The 20754-nt window shown below is 59.7% G+C and carries 15 protein-coding genes and 4 pseudogenes; 9 read left to right on the forward strand and 10 right to left on the reverse strand.

Features of this window, described 5'->3' with window-relative positions; all coding sequences use genetic code 11:
- Positions 1-67 precede the first annotated feature (67 nt).
- From ACTJKL_RS30180 to ACTJKL_RS30190, 3 genes and pseudogenes are all read right to left on the reverse strand, one after another.
- A complete protein-coding gene (locus tag ACTJKL_RS30180) occupies positions 68-1267 on the reverse strand; it encodes an IS256 family transposase (protein ID WP_440854436.1) in 1200 nt (399 codons plus the stop codon).
- A gap of 822 nt (positions 1268-2089) precedes the next feature.
- Positions 2090-2431, reverse strand: coding sequence for a hypothetical protein (locus tag ACTJKL_RS30185; protein ID WP_440854601.1), 342 nt, complete (start codon positions 2429-2431; stop codon positions 2090-2092).
- A 122-nt stretch (positions 2432-2553) separates the two neighbouring features.
- A pseudogene (locus ACTJKL_RS30190) lies at positions 2554-2893 on the reverse strand (transposase family protein); the annotation flags it as partial.
- A gap of 199 nt (positions 2894-3092) precedes the next feature.
- Between ACTJKL_RS30190 and ACTJKL_RS30195 the strand changes: the two are divergent.
- The 3 genes from ACTJKL_RS30195 (at position 3093) to ACTJKL_RS30205 (ending at position 7083) form a co-directional block, all read left to right on the forward strand.
- Positions 3093-4847 carry a cation:proton antiporter domain-containing protein gene (locus ACTJKL_RS30195; RefSeq protein WP_440854602.1) on the forward strand — a complete coding sequence of 585 codons (1755 nt, stop codon included), beginning with the start codon at positions 3093-3095 and terminating at the stop codon, positions 4845-4847.
- A 561-nt stretch (positions 4848-5408) separates the two neighbouring features.
- Positions 5409-5612, forward strand: a complete 204-nt coding sequence (locus ACTJKL_RS30200; RefSeq protein WP_379939881.1) for a hypothetical protein — start codon at positions 5409-5411, stop codon at positions 5610-5612.
- Between the two features lie 274 nt (positions 5613-5886).
- Positions 5887-7083, forward strand: coding sequence for a sensor histidine kinase (locus tag ACTJKL_RS30205; protein WP_440854603.1), 1197 nt, complete (start codon positions 5887-5889; stop codon positions 7081-7083).
- 488 nt (positions 7084-7571) lie between these two features.
- Here the strand turns inward: ACTJKL_RS30205 and ACTJKL_RS30210 are convergent, their stop codons facing one another.
- A complete protein-coding gene (locus ACTJKL_RS30210) occupies positions 7572-8483 on the reverse strand; it encodes a PhnA-like protein (protein WP_440854604.1) in 912 nt (303 codons plus the stop codon).
- A 606-nt stretch (positions 8484-9089) separates the two neighbouring features.
- On the reverse strand, positions 9090-10205 hold the full coding sequence (locus tag ACTJKL_RS30215; protein WP_440854626.1) for an AI-2E family transporter: 1116 nt from the start codon (positions 10203-10205) through the stop codon (positions 9090-9092).
- 411 nt (positions 10206-10616) lie between these two features.
- Between ACTJKL_RS30215 and ACTJKL_RS30220 the strand changes: the two genes are divergently transcribed.
- The 4 genes and pseudogenes from ACTJKL_RS30220 to ACTJKL_RS30235 all read left to right on the forward strand — a co-directional run.
- On the forward strand, positions 10617-11030 hold the full coding sequence (locus tag ACTJKL_RS30220) for a ribbon-helix-helix domain-containing protein (protein WP_440854605.1): 414 nt from the start codon (positions 10617-10619) through the stop codon (positions 11028-11030).
- A gap of 31 nt (positions 11031-11061) precedes the next feature.
- Complete coding sequence (locus ACTJKL_RS30225) at positions 11062-12321, forward strand: extracellular catalytic domain type 1 short-chain-length polyhydroxyalkanoate depolymerase (protein ID WP_440854606.1); 1260 nt, start codon at positions 11062-11064, stop codon at positions 12319-12321.
- Positions 12322-12746: 425 nt separating this feature from the next.
- The gene (locus ACTJKL_RS30230; RefSeq protein ID WP_440854607.1) at positions 12747-13790 is read left to right on the forward strand and encodes a sensor histidine kinase; all 1044 of its coding nucleotides are present in this window, start codon (positions 12747-12749) and stop codon (positions 13788-13790) included.
- A gap of 62 nt (positions 13791-13852) precedes the next feature.
- Positions 13853-14601: pseudogene (locus ACTJKL_RS30235) on the forward strand (transposase); the annotation flags it as partial.
- A gap of 179 nt (positions 14602-14780) precedes the next feature.
- Here ACTJKL_RS30235 and ACTJKL_RS30240 read toward each other — a convergent pair.
- Complete coding sequence (locus ACTJKL_RS30240) at positions 14781-14954, reverse strand: CsbD family protein (RefSeq protein WP_440854608.1); 174 nt, start codon at positions 14952-14954, stop codon at positions 14781-14783.
- Between ACTJKL_RS30240 and ACTJKL_RS30245 the strand changes: the two are divergent.
- A pseudogene (locus ACTJKL_RS30245) lies at positions 14940-15038 on the forward strand (IS481 family transposase); the annotation flags it as partial. The gene ACTJKL_RS30240 and the pseudogene ACTJKL_RS30245 sit on opposite strands and share 15 nt — an antisense overlap.
- A 1249-nt stretch (positions 15039-16287) precedes the next feature.
- On the opposite strand, the gene ACTJKL_RS30250 reads toward ACTJKL_RS30245, so the two are convergent.
- On the reverse strand, positions 16288-17466 hold the full coding sequence (locus tag ACTJKL_RS30250; protein WP_440854627.1) for a low temperature requirement protein A: 1179 nt from the start codon (positions 17464-17466) through the stop codon (positions 16288-16290).
- Positions 17467-17728: 262 nt separating this feature from the next.
- On the opposite strand from ACTJKL_RS30250, the pseudogene ACTJKL_RS30255 reads away from it, so the two are divergent.
- Positions 17729-18322: pseudogene (locus tag ACTJKL_RS30255) on the forward strand (tyrosine-type recombinase/integrase); the annotation flags it as partial.
- A gap of 192 nt (positions 18323-18514) precedes the next feature.
- Here ACTJKL_RS30255 and ACTJKL_RS30260 read toward each other — a convergent pair.
- The 3 genes from ACTJKL_RS30260 to ACTJKL_RS30270 are packed head-to-tail and all read right to left on the reverse strand — an operon-like array spanning position 18515 to position 20675.
- Positions 18515-18826, reverse strand: a complete 312-nt coding sequence (locus ACTJKL_RS30260; RefSeq protein WP_440854609.1) for a MurR/RpiR family transcriptional regulator — start codon at positions 18824-18826, stop codon at positions 18515-18517.
- 10 nt (positions 18827-18836) lie between these two features.
- Positions 18837-19853 carry a Gfo/Idh/MocA family oxidoreductase gene (locus ACTJKL_RS30265; protein WP_440854610.1) on the reverse strand — a complete coding sequence of 339 codons (1017 nt, stop codon included), beginning with the start codon at positions 19851-19853 and terminating at the stop codon, positions 18837-18839.
- 27 nt (positions 19854-19880) lie between these two features.
- On the reverse strand, positions 19881-20675 hold the full coding sequence (locus ACTJKL_RS30270) for a TIM barrel protein (RefSeq protein WP_440854611.1): 795 nt from the start codon (positions 20673-20675) through the stop codon (positions 19881-19883).
- Positions 20676-20754: the final 79 nt, after the last annotated feature.

Below are 20754 nucleotides of genomic sequence, written 5' to 3' on the forward strand. Positions count from 1 at the left end.
GATCATGTCCCAGGGAGTGGTGTAGGTGGCGGCTGGGTCGCCGCGTTCTCCGGCATGGCCGGTATGATCAGCGCGCCACGGCTGGCAGGCTGATGAGCGGATCATCGCTCATCTGGCTGATGGTTTCCAGCGTCATGTATCTGGCGCGCTGCACAGCCCATTCGTCGTTCTGCTCGAGCAGGATCGCGCCGACGAGGCGGACGATGGCGTCATCATTGGGGAAGATGCCGACGACCTCGGTCCTGCGCTTGATTTCGCCGTTGAGGCGCTCGATCGGGTTGGTCGAGTGCAGCTTGGCGCGGTGCTCCTTCGGGAAGCTCATGTAGGCGAGAACGTCTTCTTCGGCATCATCCATGATGACGGCGAGCTTGGGCACCTTCGGCCGGATCTGGTCGGCGACGGCGCGCCATTGGGCGCTTGCGGCTTCCGGTGTCTCCTGGGCGAAGGCGGTGGCGATGAAGGCGGAGACGACACGGCGGCCGCTCTTGCCGGCGTGGGCGAGAACGTTGCGCATGAAGTGGACCCGGCAGCGCTGCCATGTGGCGCTGAGAACCTTGGTGACGGCCGCCTTGAGGCCCTCGTGCGCATCGGAGACGACCAGCTTGACGCCGCGCAGTCCGCGCCGGGTCAGCTTGCGCAGGAACTCGGTCCAGATCGGTTCGGCCTCCGAGGTGCCGACCTCCATGCCCAGCACCTCCCGGCGACCGTCGCTGTTGACACCGACGGCGATGATCACGGCGACGGAGACGATCCGGCCGCCGCGGCGGACCTTCAGGTAGGTGGCATCGATCCATAGATATGGCCAGTCACCCTCGATCGGCCGATCGAGGAAGGCCTTGACCTTGCCGTCGATCTCCTCGCACAGCCGGCTGACCTGGCTCTTGGAGATGCCACTCATGCCCATGGCCTTGACCAGATCGTCGACCGAGCGGGTCGAGATTCCCTGCACATAGGCTTCCTGGATGACCGCCGTCAGCGCCTTCTCGGCCATGCGCCGCGGCTCCAGGAAGCCCGGAAAGTAAGAGCCCTTCCTGAGCTTCGGAATGCGCAGCTCGACGGTTCCGGCGCGCGTCTCCCAATCCCGCTCGCGGTAGCCGTTGCGTTGGGCCGTCCGCAGCGGGTTCTTCTCACCATAGCCGGCACCGGTGGCGGCCCCCACCTCCAGCTCCATCAGCCGCTCGGCGGCAAAACCGATCATCTCGCGCAAAAGATCGGCGTCGGGGGACTTCTCCACGAGCGCACGCAGGTTCATCATGTCGTCGGTCATCGGTGGTTCCTTCGAATCAGGTTGGTGTCAGCAACCCGACCCTACCGGAGAACATCGATGACCACCGCTCCGCCGCCCGCTCACTACGGCGCTGTGAAGGGCGCGCTCGCGAGCGGCTTCGCTACCGCCGAGCTACACCACCTGTGGGGACACGACCCTATGCTCTGCAGCGCTCGGAACTCGCACGGGCGATGGGGCTTGGAAAGAGACACGCATCAACGCCCGCTGATGCCCCTGCGCCTGTTCGCAGAAGATAAGTTTGAAGTTCGGTTAACGCGGTGGAAGATGCGGGTCGCATGCGAGCCACAATAACGGTCAGCCTCGGCCGCTCGCGCAATGCTAGTGCGTGGTGGCCAGCGCATCGAGGAAGGCCGGGTCCTGACCGTTCTGGGTTGCGTCCTTGGATCCTCCTATCGGCCATGGTGTTGGGCACGCTTGGCACTGAGCGTTTACCATTCGATGAAGCCTTTGCTTGGACTGTTTTCCGGGGGACAAGCACACTCCGGTCAATTCGACAAGAGTAAAACAAGAATACAAAAACCCCTAAATTGTTACTGGCACACCTAATACCTTCGTATAAGATCGACCACGCTTTGACACACCCTCTAGCATTGCCAGTGCTTGTAGTGGGCTTTGCGGCGGACCGTATTTCCGTGTCCTTGCTTCATACTGCAGAACGACAGTTCCAACGAAATTCCCTGACCGGAAACGGTCAGGGCTTCATCTATGCGCCTTAAGCTTGTTGATGTCAGCGCGCGCGATTCGGAGACGTAGATGGGCGAAACCTGTTGCAGCGGCTGACGAGCGCCCGCAACGGCTACTTTAGAAGCTCCGGTCCATTTCCATCGTTGGAAAAGACCGTTCCTCATATATCAGCTTGTCGAGTGTGTTGTGACCGGCCTGCATGATGTCCATATCGCAGATGTGACAGATAGCCGCCAATTCCTTCATCAGATCGCCTACTATGAGGTCGCGGCGCCGGAGGGTGCCTGTTTCCTCTTTCATAATGGCTGACTCGAGTTCCTCAAAAGACCCTCCCAGAGCCCGGTAGAGCTCCAGGGTCGACGAAAGAAGGTTTCGCCGGCGCTGGGCAGGATCAGTCACTGAAGCCTCGCCGTCGCAGACCGTCATAAGTTTGATAGTTTTGTTCTGAAATTCGCTCATCAATACAAACGCAGATCTAAACCAATGTGCTCGGCACGATATCCTTAAAGGTTGAACGTCGAATTAATCTCAACCACTTCCGTCTTTTGGCGCCAGCGAAGGAGCATCCGGACGTCGGCAGCTTCGATCAGGTGCCTTTGGGCGTAGAAATGCTCGTGCAGCGGGTACATTCGCGCACGGGACGGGTTGTTGGGAATCACCGCACAGTGCCCTTGTCGACGATGGCGTCGCGCAGACGATAACGCGGTGTCGGCCATGACGACCTCGGCGGGCAGGCCCTCGATCAGGGCGTCGGCTTGCGGCGCATCGCCCTTCTGGCCTGCGGTGAGTGTGACCGAGACCTCGCAGGCCATGTGGATTTTGGTGTTCAAGCCGCCGCGCGAGCGGCCAAGGGCCTGATCTTCACCCGTTTTTTGCGCCGGCGGCGTGCTGATGGGCGCGGATGATGGCGGAATTGACTATCGGGCAGCACATGGCGATCTCCTGTCGGTTATTCAACATGGCTCCTATGCCGAACCCACACGCCAACTTGTCATATAACCGTACGCGACGCCGGCGAAAGCACCCTCACAAAGATAACGAGACACTCGCGCCATAGTCCATTATGTCTATGCTCGTGCCGCACTTGGCCTCTTAATGGAACGCGGCCGGACTGGGAGAAATGCCTCACACACCACTTATTGCCACCCTCGTTGCCGGCCTTGGGCTGGCCTTCATTTTCGGCACTGTGGCAAATCGACTTCACCTATCGCCGCTGGTCGGCTACCTCTTGGCAGGTGTTTTGATCGGCCCGTTTACGCCTGGCTTTGTTGCAGACCAATCGCTGGCGCGCCAACTCGCCGAGCTTGGTGTTATCCTGCTGATGTTTGGCATAGGGCTACATTTCTCCATCCACGACTTACTTTCCGTGCGGACTATCGCGCTTCCTGGGGCTCTCGGCCAAATGGCTCTGGTGACAACGCTCGGGTTCATCGTGGCGCAAGCGATCGGATGGCCAATTGCAGCCGGCGTGGTGTTCGGGTTGGCACTCTCGGTTGCAAGCACGGTCGTGGTACTAAGGGCCCTCCAGGAAAAGCGACAACTCGAAACCGATGGAGGGCGTATTGCCGTCGGATGGCTGGTCGTCGAAGACGTCGCCATGATCCTCGCCCTCGTATTATTGCCGGCCTTCGCTAGCAGTTTTGGCGGCAGCACAACTCGGCCGAGTTCAGGCGATGGCGGCCTCTTCACGTTTCTTGAGCCGCAAACTGTGTCCGGCGCGCTTGCACTTGCGTTGACCAAGTTGACTGCCTTTTTTGCTGCGATGGCTATCTTTGGCCGGCGCGTCATTCCGTGGGTACTGCACTATGTTGCTCACACCGGTTCGCGAGAGCTTTTCCGTCTGGCGGTACTGGCGATTGCCCTGGGAGTCGCTTTCGGAGCAGCTGAACTGTTCGGTGTCTCCTTCGCTCTTGGCGCATTTTTCGCGGGGATGATCCTCGCCGAATCACAGTTGAGCCAAAGGGCCGCTCAGGAAACGCTGCCGCTCCGCGACGCATTTGCCGTGCTCTTCTTTGTCTCGGTAGGCATGTTGTTCAACCCCATGATTCTGGTCGAGCAGCCGCTGCTCGTCGGAGCAACATTCCTGATCATCGTGATTGGCAATGCTACAGCCGCGTCCGCGATCGCCATCATGTTCGGCTATTCCCTGCCTGTAGCTCTGACACTCGGCCTCAGCCTCGCACAGATCGGCGAGTTCTCCTTCATACTTGCGGCGCTGGGAGTTGAACTCAAGCTTCTTCCGGAGGCAGGACGGGACCTGGTGCTTGCCGGAGCGATCCTGTCCATTCTCATCAACCCTCTTCTATTCGCCGGATTCGGTCGCCTAATGCCATGGCTCAAGCAACGCGAGCCGGTCGGCGCCATACAAGAAGACCGCAAGACAGACACACCCGAGCTCACGGGTACCCGTCTCACCCACCATGCTGTCCTTGTCGGCTATGGGCGGGTTGGGAGCCTGGTTGCAGAGACGTTGCAAAAAGCACGGTTGCCTTACCTGATAATTGAGGAGCGGCAAGCGGTTGCCGATCAACTCCGGGCGCTTGGCGCCGAAGTCATTATTGGAAATGCCGCTCAGCCCGGATTACTTGAGGCGGCCAACGTTGGCGCAGCCAAATGGTTGATCAGCGCCATTCCAAGTCCGTTCGAAAGTGGCAACCTCATCGAGCGCGCCCGCACAGTGAATCCGACACTCGAGATCATCGCCCGCGCGCATTCCGACGCTGAGGTCGATTACCTGACAAGGTTGGGAGCGAACCTCATCATCATGGGCGAGCGGGAGATCGCGCGGAGCATCTCGGAACATATTTTGAGCCGCATCGATGTATCCGCAGCTCCCAATCCTAACGAAGGCCAAACAGGCCGCATATCAGAATAAGCTTGCGCTGAACTTCGGACAGGTCCCTCGCCTTAATGTGAGCAGAACTTGAGACCCCGCCATTCAACTTCTGGCGCAGTTGAAGGGAGCGGCGGAAAGCACGTGGCAAGCTGTCTTCTGAACGCCGTGCCGCCGAAATTCGCAGGAGACTGGTGTTCTATAACGTCCCGGACGCAGAATCCTGGAAGGGTCGCTATGGTCGCTTGGTCGGAGAAACCGGACTATCCCACCTCGAAGAGGCAGACCGCGCCGATCTGGATTGGAGGTCGAGGCAGCGCTCGCATGGCACGATGGAGATCCGCGGCCAACGATCGTCACACCGTTGCTCGACTGCAAGCATCTGCGCGAACAGCTTGCGATCGCCGAGCAGTTCATGAGTGTGGGGATCTCGCGCGGGTGGTCGCCGCGGTTTCAGAGGCCGGAGGAGTGACCCAGCCAAATGTGGACGCTTGTTCTCCCGTCCGACCGGACGGCCTCTCCATTGCCAGATTCGACGAGCAATTCCCTTTGGTATGTTATGTGATCCTTTGGTGAATATTCAGGAGCGTTTTCGACGAGGCAATGCGCCATCTGCGCGTCGGCAAGGTCGTCGTCGATCGGCGGTCGCGCACCCGCATGGCATGGGGGCGCAAAGACTGCAGCGTGCCGCTCTGGTCCGACTGCCAGACTGATCCGAAATTGGAAGCGCCGGTTGGACTGCGCTTCGAGCAGAACTTCCTGTTTCCGCACCGGGGCGGAACGCTATGGATTCTGAACAAGAGCTGAGCCTGGCTTCGCTATCGCTCGGAATTTGCCAACGACCGCGCCTCATAGCGAGTACGCATGCTGGCGCGCAAGCGCTTGCACCGTCTTGCGAGCTCCTGCACAATGCCACACGTGCCCAAGTGGCGTTACTGGGGCAGTAAAGCGAGCGCAGATGACCGTCATAAACAGGTGCGTCTTGAAGACTGGGCCCCATGTCTGCTGTTTTGCCTCCATCGTGTAAATAGGATACCGATGACCCTTGAGGGTCTGCGCGCACCGAGAGGGAAGCGAGAAGATGGAAGCGGTGAAGGTGCCCACGCCCGACGTTTCGGCGGTTTACACGGTCGACCTGAGTGAGCGGCCAGTGCCACGCGGCGATGCCGCGCAGGAGAAGGCCGCACTTCTTCAGCTCGCCGGACGCATGCACGATGCGCCTGGAGAAATGCTCCCAAAGTTCGTCGAACTCGCCATGGAACTGACAGGCGCGATTTCCGCCGGTGTCAGCCTGCTCGAGCAGACAGAGTCGTTCCCGGTGTTCCGCTGGCATAATCTGAAGGGAATTCTATCGCCGTTCAACGGGGCGACTACTCCCCGCGATTACTCGCCGTGTGGCATTACGCTCGACCGCAGCGCACCAACACTGGCGATCCATCCGGAACGCGTCTATGACTGGATACCAGCGGGCTTGTCGCTGCCAGAGGTTTTGCTCGTTCCCCTATATATAGGACGGACGGAGCCACTCGGGACCCTTTGGGTCGTCGCCAACAGGATCGGGTATTTCCACTGCGGTCACGGAGCCACGCTGCAGGAGCTTGCCGATTTCATCGGTATAGCACTGAAGATGGCGCGATCCGAACGGGAACTCCAGCAGGCGCTTGTACAGCAGGAACTGCTCACCAGAGAGATGAGCCACCGGCTCAAGAACCTTTTCGCCATCGTAGACGGCATAATCCGCATCAGCGCCCGAAGCACGGACAGCAAGGATGATTTAGTCGCGCTGTTGTCTGGCAGGTTGCATGCGCTCGCCGCTGCCCATTCCTTGGTGAAACCATCTTTTAGCGACGTCCAAGGGGCGGCCTCCAATCTTGCGGACCTAATGGGCATCGTCATCGCGCCTCACGAGCCTGCCGCAATCCCCGGCAAGAGCGGGTTCTCTCTTGAAGGCCCTACCATTTTATGCGGCGAGCAATCGGTCAACGGACTTGCGCTAGTCTTCCATGAGCTGGCGACCAATGCGGCCAAATACGGGGCGCTGTGCGGCGACAATGGCAGGGTGGACATTGTCTGGCAGATCAACGGCGACGACCTGAGCATCACTTGGAATGAAGAGGGGGAGAGAGAGATATCCTCCCCTCCTGCTTCCAAGGGCTTCGGCAGCACGTTGGTGGAGCAGACTGTGATCCGCCAATTCGGCGGTACCCTCAACTATGACTGGCGTCCGACCGGTTTATCAGTGAACATCATCTTGCCATTGTCCCGTCTGGCACAGTAGCACCGTCCAGCTATCTTCGAAAATTAAGCTGACATCCGCGTATGTGAGCGCCCATGCTGCAAGAGCGCCCCAAAGGTTCATCAAGAGATCTGTTACAGAGGAGTTCATCATCTCCTGGAAGCGGGGGGAATCCCAACCTCTGAAACGGCACTTGCGGCTAAATTCGGCCGACCAATCAGGAGAAGTGGAGCTACCAGCCGGCTATCCTTTAACCGCTGCCAGTTAGGCACGGCAGAGATCAGGATGCCTTCCAGACGAGAGATGAACATCGCTCCATCGCTCGTTTTCGAGTCGGCTGGGCGATCACGAACCCGCGACGTTCTTCGGTCGGAAGTTCTTCCAGTCGACTGCGCCAATTCTTGCGGAACATTGATAGCCGCCGACACCTGATGGTGAGCACTCGCCCGGCCCTCCCCGTTCCAGCGCGGGGAGCCAAACGCGTTTCCGACCGCCGATCTCCCGCAGCTGCGGGAGATCGGGGCTACTTACTAGCCGGCACGACGCGTGGCATCAGTCGTGACCAGAGTACGCGGCGTTCCAAACGCACCACCGAACCAAGCCGCGACCGCGCCAACAACGAGAGAGAAGAAGCCCAAGATGGCCCCGCTAGAAACTGCGGTGGCGGCCGCATCCGCGGCTTCGGTCGCCTGTTGTTTGGCGCGTTCGATCGAGGCCTTGTAACTCTCTTCGTATTTTTGAACCTGCGCGCGTGCCTGGTCCACCGGAATGTTCTGTGCCTTTGCAATGGCATCAGCAGCGCGATTTCGTGCTTCTTCCGCGGTCGCCTCGTCGCCGGTGACTGCTGCCTGCACAGCGGCGACTGCTGCGTCGCGGAGCGCTGCCGGATCGTTGCCTCCCGTCGCACTCCTGACCTGCCGCTCGATGTCGGCCATTGGATCCGCGGACGCGGCGATTGTCGGTGCGGCGGCAGAGGTGACTGTGGCGGCAGTCTTGCCGACGCCCCCGATGATGCTACTCAGACCGCTGAAGGCGCCACCCACCAACGCGCCGACGGAGGTCGTAAGGAGATAAAGAACGATCAATGTCGTGACGGCCCAACTCGTCAGCCCATGGTAACTTCCCGTCGTTTTGCCAGGGCGGCCGGAAACCCTGCTGGCGATATATCCGCCGACGAAGGCCGCAACTATGCCAGAGACGACGAACCAGAGACCGCCGGCGATCGAAAAAGTGCTTGGGTTTGGGTTATCGTTCGTTGTCGGATCGATCACGGCGGCTCCGATGCCGACGCCCAAGAGGTTCAGCAGAAATTGGACCGCAAGCGCGAGCGCGACGCCCGCAAGCACCGCTCCCCAAGAGATTTCGTTGATGACGGAATGTGCCGAGAGATCAGGAGCGTAAACGGTCTCGCGGGTTTGATGAACGGCGACAGGATCGCTCATGATGGTGTTCCTCCCTTTTATGCAACTTGTCTAAACTAAGTACCTGCGAAAGAGTTCCTCGGCCGCGGTGGAGAGCAAGCTCACCTAGATCGATCCGGGGAGCAGGCTGCTATGCCAGACACCGTCCATCGTCGGCCCTCTCCCTGATCTCCTCAAACGAGGGATGCCTCAACTTCCGCTCATCGGTCCCACGCCCGATACTCGCCCCCACTGAAATGATCATCGAGGAAGGGCTCCGCCGTAGTTGCGAAGGGTCTGAGCTCCTTACCAAGAGGCTGGTTTTTCTTGTTTTAATCTGGGCCCGCGACCTGCTCCGCAAGATCGGGGTTTTCCCGGATGGGCACCTGTTGCATCCTTGCAGGGCGTTCTCGCTACAGCGATGACGATGTGGCTATGTTGCTAGAAAATTGGACGCAGTCTCTACCAGTTTTGCTGGGGGGGAACGGCATTTCTAGCATAATGCCCTTCGGGACACTTCTGGACGCCCGAGCTTAGAACTGGCAGTGCCCGGCAAATCAACAGCATTGGAGCCGACCGGCGGCTTGTGACGGCGGGCAATCTGCTCCGGGCGAGGCGCGCTCACGACGCGCCGCGGCACCAACGAAGTTAGCCCCCCTGGCGCGGTCCCGAACGCTGGTCTCGCCCCGTTGAAGAGGACGGAGGTTGCCTTCGCTCTTCAAGCTCCGCCGCGATCCACTCGCGAAATAGGCTGTGGGCAACCGCCAGCAGCGTGGGCCCGAGGAAAAGGCCGATGAGGCCGAAGGCCAGGACGCCACCAATTAGACCGAAGAGCCCAAGCAAAACGGGTAAGTTGATATTTTTCCCGAGGAGATAGGGTCTCAGGAAATTGTCGATACTACTAACAAGAAGTAGGCCCCAAATCGCGATGAAGATGCCCCACCAGACTGATTCCTGCATGAAAAGCCACAGCGCGACAGGTCCCCATACAAAGGGAGGCCCCGCCGGCACGAACGACAGAACAAATGTCAGGCATCCGAGCAACAACGCCTGGGGCACACCGGCAATCCAGAAACCTACGCCGGCGAGGAGGCCTTGGGCCAGGGCCGTGCCGATCAGGCCATAGACAACGCCCGTCACTGTCACTCCAACCACGCTGAGCAATCTTCGAGCGCGGGCTCCCGCCACCCGTTCCGCGATCTGACGGGTAAGGGCGGTCAGACGCCGCCCGTGCAAAAATAAGAAAAAGCCGATGAAGATACTTAGCGCGAGTTCGAGAAGACCGGCGCCAAACAGCGTTCCCCCAATCAGAGCGACATCGGCGAAAGGGCCGATCAATTTCTTCAGCTCGATGGCGAAGGCCGGCGCGTTATGTGCCAAGCCCTCCCAATAATTAGCCAAGCCCTCACCGGCAATGGGTAGCCCCCTCACCCAATCCGGCGGTGCCGGCGGGCCCTTTTCGAGGACATGGGTGACCCCTGCCACCAAACTGCTGATATCGTCCGCGAGCGTCGTTGCCAGCAATGCAAGCGGTGCGACGATGACAACGACGACCAGCACTGTCATGGCGGCCGCGGCGAGTGCCCGATAGCCGCCGAGAGCTCGCTCAAACAATTTGTAGGCGGGCCATGTCGAGAAACATATCACAGCCGCCCACAGAATGGCGGATAGGAAGGGCCAAAGCACCAAGGTACAGCCGATCGCCAGCAGACCAAGCGTGCCGAGCGCAAGAAGCTGCCCAATCAGTTTGCCCTGAGTAATCATCGACATTGCTCGTGTTTCGCATCCTACCCGCACAATGCGGAAATGACGGCCGAGTTTCCACCTAGAAGCGGCACACTTTTGGGAGGCCCTTGAAAGCTAATGCGTTTACCAGGAACTGTCGAGCAACACAAAACAACGAGATCGCGCCCGTTCAGTGGGGCGACATTCGTCCGAAAGGAAAACCATAAAACCCGCGATTGTTGACGCAGCTTCGCTTTCGGTACGCTCTACACGTTTAGCACGACCAATCCCGAAACACCCCAGACCTTTATGCATTGTGCCCGCGAAACCAAGCTGGTTAAGAGTCTTCGAAGCTTTCTTAGCCGTAACGGCGCTGCCCGCTAGCACCAGCTCTTGCAACAGGGCGCAAGAACATCCATATACCATCCACGCAGATGGCAGTTGGATGGCATGAAGGACAATCTCCTACGCGACAAGGGCGGTGAATCGGAGAAGATCACCATCAATCTCGGTTATGTCGATCTCGGTCGCATCGACGTTCTCGTGCAGGAAGGATTCTATTCCAATCGCACCGACTTCATCCGCACGGCGATCCGCAACCAGCTCACGGCCGAGGCCGAGGCCGTCAAGCAGTCGATCGACCGGCACTCGCTGGAACTGGGTTTGCGCGACTACAGCAGAGCCGAACTGGAAGCGCTGAAGGCGGCCGGCGAAAGACTTCACATCAAGGTGGTCGGGCTTGCCCGCATCGCTTCCGACGTCACACCGGAACTTGCTCTGGCAACAATTGAGTCCATTACCGTGCTCGGCGCCCTCCAGGCCAGCACAGAGCTGAAGTCAGCGCTGGCCAAACGCATCCGATAGAAACTGCGACCGGACGAAAAAGGACAACTCCATGAATAACGATTTTGAAACGGCCATGCGCCGCGCCGTACGGTTCACGCGCGCCTTGAACGTCGCCGAGGCGACACGCGTGATCCGGGATGCGCTGGCCGGTCGATCGGTCTCCGATACTCGCACCTCGTCACCGGACATCGCGCCACCGCGTCCAATTCAGCGTTCCACCCCCTTCCCGGTCGATCCGGATGCGGAGATCATTGAGCCACCTACAAGGCCTGAGCCCGACGAGCCCGCCCAAAAGGTCGCCGGTGGTACGTCGTCGCTAAGGTTGCGGAAGCCCTTGCGAGAAACGGTACGGACCTTGCGCGAGGGTCGGTTGGCGCACGGCCTCTTCGGATCGCTACACGACGTCGGCCTGCCGGGCACGGCAAGACAGGTCCGCCAGCCCGTCATTCCCGATGGGGCACAGTTCCTGGCACGATCCTTCACCTGCACCGCGGGCTCGCGAAGCTACCGGCTCTACGTTCCCGCGTCCGCACCCGACCGGCCGCGCGGCCTTGTCGTCATGCTCCATGGCTGTAAGCAGGATCCCGAAGATTTTGCTGCAGGAACCGGTATGAACGCGGTCGCCGAGGCGTACGGTCTGGTGATTGCCTATCCCCGTCAAAGCGGCGCTGACAATGCGTCGTCCTGCTGGAATTGGTTCAGGCCCGCCGACCAGATGCGCGACCGAGGAGAGCCCTCGATAATCGCGGGGATTACCAAGGACATCATGTGGGACTTCGGCCTCGATCGCAGCCGAGTCTTCGTGGCAGGCCTATCGGCAGGGGGAGCAATGGCGGCCGTCATGGGCCAGACCTATCCCGATCTCTATTCAGCCGCGGGGATTCATTCCGGCCTGGCCTATGGATCGGCCAACGACGTCATGTCGGCTTTTTCCTCGATGCGCGGCGATGGCGGTCTTGCATCCGGCCCGAAGCGGCTTGCCAATGGTCACCGGCTCCGGACGATCGTCTTCCAGGGAAGTGCGGATCGGACGGTCCATCCCTCGAACGCCGATCGGATCGTCGCCGCGGCCGCGCCAACTGGCGCGGGATGCGCGGTCCGTAGGGAATCCGGCCGCTCCGCCGGCGGGCGGATCTATACAAGAACCATCGTAGCAGACCCCGGGGGGAACCCGGCGGTCGAATACTGGCTGGTGGAGGGTGCCGGCCATGCCTGGTCCGGCGGCCATCCCTCGGGAACCTATACGGACCCGCACGGTCCGGATGCGTCTTGTCAAATGGTGCGCTTCTTCCTCGATGTACAGGAATGAAGGCACCCGACCGCCGGACGATGAACCCCTGCCGGTATGCTGGTGTGCGGAGCAGTGCGTGACCCCGTCTCGTCTCTTGTTTGGGGACGCTTTGCAGGTGGTTGTGAGGGCCTTTCTGCAGGGCATTCTGAAGAAGTGCAGTCTGTCCGACGTTGCAGCCGTTGATCGCGAGGGTCAGCGGTCGCTTCATCAGCCGCTCGAGTATGAATGGCAAAGACGCCCGACCCCATTAGTGCAAGTCGGCTGTGAGGAGCAGTCATCCCAGGGTTCGTCGCGCACTGAAAATTCGTCAACCGAGAAATAACGCGGCCGGTTATCATCAGGCGTGCTATAGTCCTCTAGTCGAGCCTGCCCTGCTGGGCTTCTCGGCAGTGCTGCCGAGCAATGACTCGCTCCGTGAGTCTTCGGCCCCTGAGGGCCATTTCATGTCAACAACCCCGACTGTGCATTTCGAAGCGGCAAGTACTCTTGCCGTGGTGGTCTCGTCCCACGAACCTCTGCTTTTCCTGTCCGACGACCTGAAAATTATCGCTGCGAGCGCCTCGTTCTGCCGGGCCTTCGACGTCGACCCCACGGCAGTTCCTGGCAAAAAGCTCGGCGAACTCGGACACGGGGAATGGGCGATGCCCAAGCTTGAGTCGCTCCTAAAAGCTACCGCCTCGCGAAGTGCGGACATTCAAGCCTATGAAATAGACCTCAAGCGGCCGAACCACGGCATACGGCAGTTGGTCGTCAATGCACAGACGCTTGATGATGGTGACGTCGAACATATTCGCCTTCTTGTGGCCGTGACGGACGTGACCGATGCGCGCGCAGAAGCGCGACTGAAAGACGACCTGGCCCGCGACAAGGCGATCCTGCTGCAGGAAGTCCAGCACAGGGTCGCAAACAGTCTTCAGATCATTGCAAGCGTTCTGATGCAGAGCGCACGGCGTGTTCAATCGGAGGAAGCGCGCGGCCATCTCCACAACGCCCATCACCGGGTCATGTCGATAGCTGCCCTGCAGCGACAGCTTTCCACGTCTCCCGGCGGCAGCGTCGAACTCCGCACATATTTGAAGCAGCTTTGCCAAAGCCTCGGTGCATCAATGATAGCTGACCCTGGCCGGCTGTCCATTCACGTTTCGGCCGACGACAGCGCAGTGGATGCAGATGTTTCCGTCAGCTTGGGTCTTATCGTCACCGAGTTGGTCATCAATGCCTTGAAACACGCCTTTCCCGACGAGCGGTCCGGCAAAATCCAGATTGACTATCGATCCTCCGGCAGAGACTGGACCCTCGTAGTCGCCGACAACGGCATCGGCATGGCTGCAGGACGCGATGCACCCAAGGCGGGCTTGGGAACCGGCATTGTGGAGGCACTCGTCAAGAACCTGGAAGGCGAGATTACGTTGAGCGATGCAGGCCCCGGCACCATGGTCACAATCGACCATCAAGAAAGCGCTGATCGCCGCGCAGACCTGAATTAGCCCCCGAAAGGCCCGGACATGCTCCCCCACGTAACTAAGTGGGTAGGAGTAATGTCGGTATTATGACTAGCAGCAATTTTAAGATGGAAGTTCTCTCCGGGCCGGAACGTCGGCGGCGCTGGAGCACGGCAGAGAAGCTGGCGATCATCCACGAGACCTACGAGGCGGACGCGACGGTGAGCATCGTGGCCCGCCGTCATGGGATTCAGCCGAACCAGTTGTTCGCGTGGCGCAGGCTGGCGTCCCAAGGCGCGTTGACGGCGACGGCCGCCGAGGAGGAGGTCGTTCCGGCTTCCGAATACCGGGCGCTTCAGGCCCAGGTGAAGGAGTTGCAGCGCCTGCTGGGCAAGAAGACGATGGAGAGCGAAATCCTGAAGGAAGCCCTCGAAATCGCCGGAGGCCCAAAAAAACGAATGTTGCGCTCGATCTCTCTTCCGAGGAGAATTTTGGAATGAAGGCCGTCTGCGAAACTCTAGGTGTCGCCCGGTCGAATATCGCCGCGCGTGCCGCAAATTCCCCTTCCAGAGCCAGAGGACGTCCACCACTCCCGGATCGGGAACTGGTGGAGGATATCAAGGCCATCATCGCCGACATGCCCACCTACGGCTATCGGCGTGTCCATGCCATCCTGCGCCGCAATGCCCGGAAAGACGGGCGTTCGTGGCCCAATGCCAAGCGCGTTTACCGGGTCATGAAGCTGCACAATCTGCTGCTGGTGCGCCACACCGGAGCGGCCGATGATCGCCTCCACAACGGTCAGGTCGCTGTCGAACGTTCGAACATCGGATGGTGCTCCGACGACTTCGAGATCGTTCAAGCGCCGGGTCTTCAAAACGCGGTGGACGAGCGTTTCTACCTTGTCGGTCGGCCAATTACATGAGCGATCGTCGAAATCGATGGATGTCTACGAAGGTCGCGCTCATCAGGCGATCGGCCCGAAACCTGTTCCGGCAAGAGCAGGAACAGGTCCTCATCAACCGCGCTTTAATGCTAAGTCTTGTCGACAGCGCGTTTAACAGCGTCCTTTAGCTTTCCCTTGGCTTGCTGGGCACCGCCCTTTGCCTCTTGCGCCGCGCCCTTGGTGCGGAGCGAGTTGTTGTTGGTTGCATCGCCTGCGGCCTGTTTGGCCTTACCAGCGAGCTCATTGGCCGCTACAATTGGCATCGCTCGTATGGCAGCCTAAAGTCCAATACACCAATCAGCAGACTCGGCCTGACCGACGACAACCTTTTGAGGCTCCACACCTAGATGTTCAATCCTGGCATGGGCGTCGCAGCCCGACGCTTCACCCTCAATCCGCTCCACCAGATGCCGGGACTAAACCTATAGAAAGCTTTGGTTACGGCCAAGGCGACCAACATGCTTGCTTGGCCACCTCTACTTCTCATTTTCTATCAACGCCCGTTGGATGCGCAATATAAATCCCACAGACGAAATTCCTCTAAAAGTAATACTTGAAAATAGACTCGACGCAAAGTCGTTCTCTGGTTCTATCTCCGCGCACTTTAGACGACAGGGCGTGCAAATGGCTTACGACTGGGATGGAAAGCGAACACGTCGGCTCCAAATGCTCCGGTTCATGGGAGCTCTGCCTGTACCTGCTCTGCTATTTGGCTCCGCCATTGGGGCACTCCAGTGGATTGATACGGACCGTCAGGCCGTAACGACGGCTCAATTTCGATAGATCTCAAGCGAAGCTGCACCCGTTCAGTTCAGGCTGAAAGGCAGAGGCACGAAGGATCTTCCGTCGCAGCGGCGGAAGGAGGGGAATGATGAATTCAGCTCACACCCTTGATTTTTCGACGTAATTTTAGCCGGGCGAGTTGGAGATAATCGGAAGGGCCTTCCTGGACGAACTCCAAAGGCGAGCTTTGCCACGCAAGTCAGAAGAAGCTGAAGCGCTCACCGCAAAGCGCTGGGCTGTCTTGAGGCGCAGCACGCGTCGGCGAATACGCACTGGTCCTATTTGGGTGCCTGCTCAACAGGCTTCGCACCCATTCAATTGAATGGCGGCGAGGGCTTCCCGCCAAACGAAGATGACGCAGGCGCGCTTATAGGAGTGCCGCCGAGTTCACGAAAGTTCAAATCGCTCGACTTCAGCCATCAGATGATCTCCTTCTGGAAGCGGACGTCTGCTTTCGGCCGAGCGGAAGACGGAGTCAAAAAAATGCTGCCCTTGGTGCAGCGGCGCCCTGAACCTCGGGGCGAGGCCGTCTGGGATTTCCGCGATCCCAGAACTCGCGGGGGCTTACCCGCGTTGCGCCGACGCGCATCGCGATGGCGCAGGCACTGAGCGCTGCGCTCGACTCCTGTCGGTCGGGAAGCTCATTGAAGACCGGCGCCTTGAAGACGGTGCCTGGGGCCGGCACCAATTTACCAAGCAGTAGCGGTAAAACGAAGGAGCTGTGGAGGATGCCCAAGCGTCCGTCTACACCTTCTACACGAAGAGGAAAGTGTGGCAAATTTTAGGGCGCAGCAGAAATGAAAGCCATGGCAATCAAGCGGCGCCGCGCCCCAGGTGCTTCAGCGCGACATACTCCCAGACGGCGACCACGAGCAAAATAGCACCTGATACCGCCTGGATGACGACGTTGGCGACGACAGGCACAAGCGGGAAACTGGCGGCGAGCAGGCCAACGCCAATGGCATGCGAATAGGGCAGGACACGCGAAGACACGCCTTTCATCCACATCGTCCCGGCCAAGAATAAGATCGGCCCGCCGAGCTGAGCCAGCGCGAAATCGTATGTTCCCAGTTGGTAAGGGTGCGCCAGGCTGAAATCTTCTCCGACCGCCGTGAAGACGATGCCGCCCACGATCGGAAGGTGGCCATAGGTGAAGAGATACTGCGCGGTGGTTTGCGGTTTGGACGTGACTTCTGCCTTGTCAGCGGCCCGTTGCTGGCCGTCGTGAAAATAGATCCACCACATGAGAACCGTGGTGAGAAAGGAAAAACAAAGGACCCAGGGCGTGCCCTCAGTCTCGAGGTTGCTGAACGTGTGTTTGCCAATTGTCAGGATGGTCTCGCCAAGTGCGATGATGACAAAAAGAGCGCTGCGTTCAGCTAGGTGTTCCCCGTCGATATCAAGGGTTTCCCGCGGCGAAGCTCCGATAAGTGGCACCCAGTAGCGGACCGTCGGACCTGTATATTCCACAACGAGCGCCACGATCCACAGGACGACGCGCAGATGCGGGTCCAACAGGCCTCCCGTAATCCAGAAGGTGCTCGAAATCGTAAGCCATGCGGTGATCCGGAAAAAGGTCATGAACGAGGCCGGGTCGCCTCTTCGGAATGCATAGAGTGCGAAAAGCGACCGACTGACCTGCATGGCTGAATAGGCGACGGCAAAGAGAAGGCCCATGCCTTTGAAGGCCTCGGGCAGCGCAATCGCCATCACGATGCCGCAGAACATGAGAGTGAAGAGCAGCAGGCGGACCGGTTCGATCTCGGTATCCAGAAGATCCATGACCCACGTCGTATGGATCCATACCCACCAAAGCGCGAAGATGAAGAGCACTGCTTCGGCGGCGATGCCAAGACTGAAATCATCCGAAAGGCTCTCGGAGAGCTGAATCAGGGCAAAAACAAAAACGAGATCGAAAAAGAGTTCAGGAAAGCTCGCCTTCGTCTGATCCGTATTTTCTTTCCGGAGCCAGTGCGGGTGGTTTTCAGCCATGGAACCCTCGTAAGGATGACAAGCAGAGATATATAGCGTCTGACCTGCCACCGCCGAGCCTCTAATCGCCGCTGGATCAAAGTTCAGTGGCATGTATGTCCGCGACATTCCAGAAATCGTCTGCTGCTGGATGCGAAGCCGCCGTCCCGCAGCTTCGCATCGGACTTCGGCTGTCCACCCGATAAATCGCTTCCCGAAGTACCATCCGTCTGCTTGAAAGTTGAGCGCTGAGGTGTGGGGGGTGGCTTCTGGGCGGAAGGCTATATCTAGCTGGAACTCGGGCCGCATCATCGGTCAGAAGCCACCATTGAAGCCGAAGGAGGTCTGGGCCATCCGTACCCGCCCTCAGATGTTGAGCGAAGTACGCGACCTGGCGCTGTTCAACCTCGCGATCGACAGCAAATTGCGGGCGAGTGATCTCGTTGCGATCTCAGTTGGTGATGTTTCGATTTTCGGAAGGGTTCGTGACCGGGCGATCAGCATTCAGAAGAAGACCGGCCGACCCGTGCAATTCAAATTGACCGATCAAACGCGGGAGGCTGTCGGCGCATGGATTGAAAGTCGCAGACTCGGGGAACGGGATTATCTGTTTCCGAGCCGCGTGCACACAAAGCCGCATCTGTCGACGCGGCAATATAGCAGGGTTGTCGAGCAGTGGGTGTCGAGCATCGGGCTTGATCCGAAACGCTACGGCACGCATTCGATGAGGCGGACGAAGGCGGCACAAATCTACAAGAAGACAGGCAACCTACGCGCCGTCCAGCTCTTGCTAGGCCATAAGAAGCTGGAGAGCACCGTACAATACCTCGGAATCGGGGTGGACCACGCCCTGGCTATCTCTGAGCAAGTTGAATTGTATTGCTCAGTGGCGGCGCTTCGAACAGAGGCGCCGCCATCTGGCCACGCTGAAGGCCAAAGTTCGACCCAACGCTGTCATTCGCCTATAGCGCCCGCAATTTCCGGTGCTGACCCCACAGCGGCCGCTGACCGTTACTCGCGTCGACGAGACAACGTGGCCGCCACAGGGGCCGCGGATACCCAAAGCCCATCAAACACACCCCCTGGTATAGGAGTTCGCAGTTCTCCTTAGATGCTGTTGAAAGAACAACTTGAAATCCCGAAAACTGTCGAAGCCAAGGGCGGTAGCAAGGCGCGTGACCGAGGTGGGGGAGACGGAGCAAACGGCAGCGATCGAACGAGCGCTGCCGAAGGCGATGACATCCGGCCTTGCAAGCGCCAGACGAGCGACCTGCTCGAGTTGTTTGGGAAGCCTAAGGGACCTGGAAGCGAACATGCCCTTGAGCTCCATGACGTCGGTCGGAGGTTTTGTCACCTCGCTCGTTTTCATGACCGCCTCCATCTGCCCTTTATTACAGCGCGATGGCTGCCTTTCGTGAGAAAGACTCAATGCAGGCCAGCGCGATGCTCAGCGCATTGCGCGCATCGATCCCGGTCGGTCCTACGGTGATCTCGCGGCGACGAACGGCTGCTACGAAGGACGCGAGCTGCGCTGTGTAACCGTGGACGAAATGGTCGGTGTCGCGACGCCAGGTGTCGCTCGACACGCCGTTCTTATCGAACAGCGTCATGCTGGAACGACGGACGTCGCCCATGGTCACCATGCCGCCGGAGCCGAAGACCTCGCCGCGGATGTCGTAGCCGTACATCGCGCAGAAGTTCGCCTCCGCGACAGCGATCGAGCCATTGTCAAATCGGATCGTGACGACCGCCGTGTCGTGGAAGCCCTTGTCGGCGAAATCCGGACGAACCAGCGCGTCGGCAACTGCCGTAACCTCGACCGGCTTGGCATTCGGGTTCAGCCAAAGCAGCGTGTCGAAATCGTGGATCAGCGTTTCGTAGAAGATCGTCCACTGCGGAATCCTGGCGGGGTCGGCACCGAACGGACCGGGGTCGCGGGTCAGCGATCGGAGCAACTGAGGGGTACCGATCTTTCCGCCATCGATCGCGGCACGTCCTTCCGAGAAGGCCTGATCCCAGCGGCGGTTGAAACCGACCTGGAGGGGAACGCCGGCTGAGCGTGCCGCCGCGATTGCCCGGTCGGCGTCCTCCAGGGTCAACGCCATCGGCTTCTCGCAAAAGATCGCCTTGCCGGCTTCGGCGGCCTGCACGAGGATGTTCGTATGAAACCGCGCCGGCGTGGCGATGATCACGGCATCGAGTTCCGGATGGGCGAGCAGATCGGCGACATCGGTATAAGAGCTTTCGACTTCGAGCTTCCCGGAAAGAGCGTCCGCAGCCCCTGGGGCGGGATCGGCGATGGCGACGAGCTCGGCGTCGACGAGGCGACGTGCGACGGTCTCACCGTGGAAAGAACCGATGCGGCCGGCACCGATGAGACCGACATTGACGGGTTTGTTCTTGGGCATGGAATTGATCCTGTCACGTTGAAAATGTCAGATGGTGAATGCGGCGCGGAACGCTTCGAGCGCCGCTTCCGGGTCGCCGGCGGCCCAGGCTTCCATCCCGATCGGGCCGGAATAGCCCATCGCATTCAGCGCCTTGGCGATGCCGTTCCAGTTGACCTCGCCGGTACCGGGCTCACAGCGGCCGGGTACGTCGGCCACCTGGACCTCGCCGATCCAAGACAGGCACTTGCGGCAGAGTTCGATCAGGTTGCCCTCGCCAATCTGGGCATGGTAGAGATCGAGATTGAGGCGGAGCCGCGGATGATTGACGCTCGAGACAAGCGCCAGCGTGTCCTCGGCGCGGCCGAAGGGCACACCGGGGTGGTCGACCGGCAGGTTGAGGTTTTCGAGCGTGAAGGTGACGCCTTCGTCTTCGGCCATATCCACGATACGGCACAGAGTATCGCGCGCCTTCAGCCACATCGCGCCGGTGACCACTTCGATGGGCTGGACCGGCAGTCCGCGGTCTCCGAGGCCCGTGCCGTGCAGGTTGAGTCGCTGTATGCCGAGCCGTTTTCCCACCTGCGCGGTCTCGCGCGCTGTCCTGAGGAGTTCTGCTGCACCGTCGTCGTCCGTCAGACGGCCGGTCAAATAGCCGTTCATGATCGTGAAGGTCGCGCCGGTCGCTTCCAACTTCTTGAGATCGTGCTCCGGCCAGTTCCAGAGACCGACCCCGAAACCCATTTCTTTCAGGCGCGCGGCGCGCCACTCGATCGGCTTGTCGCGCCAGAGCATTTCCGCGCAGGCTGCGAGGGGGAAGGGGGAAGTCTTGGGAGCACTCATTGGCGTTTTCCGAATTTTGGGTATGACGATGGGTGGAGCGGCGCAAAAGCGCCGCACCGAAAGGCATGCGAGCCGGTTT

Source organism: Sinorhizobium sp. 22678 (assembly GCF_052044265.1).
GTDB lineage: Bacteria > Pseudomonadota > Alphaproteobacteria > Rhizobiales > Rhizobiaceae > Sinorhizobium > Sinorhizobium meliloti_A.

What these genes read in the sequence shown, in the direction of transcription:
- ACTJKL_RS30180 (WP_440854436.1), bottom strand. Translation starts at nt 1,267, where the DNA reads ATGACCGACGACATGATGAACCTGCGTGCGCTCGTGGAGAAGTCCCCC.
- ACTJKL_RS30185 (WP_440854601.1), bottom strand. Translation starts at nt 2,431, where the DNA reads ATGAGCGAATTTCAGAACAAAACTATCAAACTTATGACGGTCTGCGAC.
- ACTJKL_RS30195 (WP_440854602.1), top strand. Translation starts at nt 3,093, where the DNA reads ATGCCTCACACACCACTTATTGCCACCCTCGTTGCCGGCCTTGGGCTG.
- ACTJKL_RS30200 (WP_379939881.1), top strand. Translation starts at nt 5,409, where the DNA reads ATGCGCCATCTGCGCGTCGGCAAGGTCGTCGTCGATCGGCGGTCGCGC.
- ACTJKL_RS30205 (WP_440854603.1), top strand. Translation starts at nt 5,887, where the DNA reads ATGGAAGCGGTGAAGGTGCCCACGCCCGACGTTTCGGCGGTTTACACG.
- ACTJKL_RS30210 (WP_440854604.1), bottom strand. Translation starts at nt 8,483, where the DNA reads ATGAGCGATCCTGTCGCCGTTCATCAAACCCGCGAGACCGTTTACGCT.
- ACTJKL_RS30215 (WP_440854626.1), bottom strand. Translation starts at nt 10,205, where the DNA reads ATGATTACTCAGGGCAAACTGATTGGGCAGCTTCTTGCGCTCGGCACG.
- ACTJKL_RS30220 (WP_440854605.1), top strand. Translation starts at nt 10,617, where the DNA reads ATGAAGGACAATCTCCTACGCGACAAGGGCGGTGAATCGGAGAAGATC.
- ACTJKL_RS30225 (WP_440854606.1), top strand. Translation starts at nt 11,062, where the DNA reads ATGAATAACGATTTTGAAACGGCCATGCGCCGCGCCGTACGGTTCACG.
- ACTJKL_RS30230 (WP_440854607.1), top strand. Translation starts at nt 12,747, where the DNA reads ATGTCAACAACCCCGACTGTGCATTTCGAAGCGGCAAGTACTCTTGCC.
- ACTJKL_RS30240 (WP_440854608.1), bottom strand. Translation starts at nt 14,954, where the DNA reads ATGCCAATTGTAGCGGCCAATGAGCTCGCTGGTAAGGCCAAACAGGCC.
- ACTJKL_RS30250 (WP_440854627.1), bottom strand. Translation starts at nt 17,466, where the DNA reads ATGGCTGAAAACCACCCGCACTGGCTCCGGAAAGAAAATACGGATCAG.
- ACTJKL_RS30260 (WP_440854609.1), bottom strand. Translation starts at nt 18,826, where the DNA reads ATGGAGGCGGTCATGAAAACGAGCGAGGTGACAAAACCTCCGACCGAC.
- ACTJKL_RS30265 (WP_440854610.1), bottom strand. Translation starts at nt 19,853, where the DNA reads ATGCCCAAGAACAAACCCGTCAATGTCGGTCTCATCGGTGCCGGCCGC.
- ACTJKL_RS30270 (WP_440854611.1), bottom strand. Translation starts at nt 20,675, where the DNA reads ATGAGTGCTCCCAAGACTTCCCCCTTCCCCCTCGCAGCCTGCGCGGAA.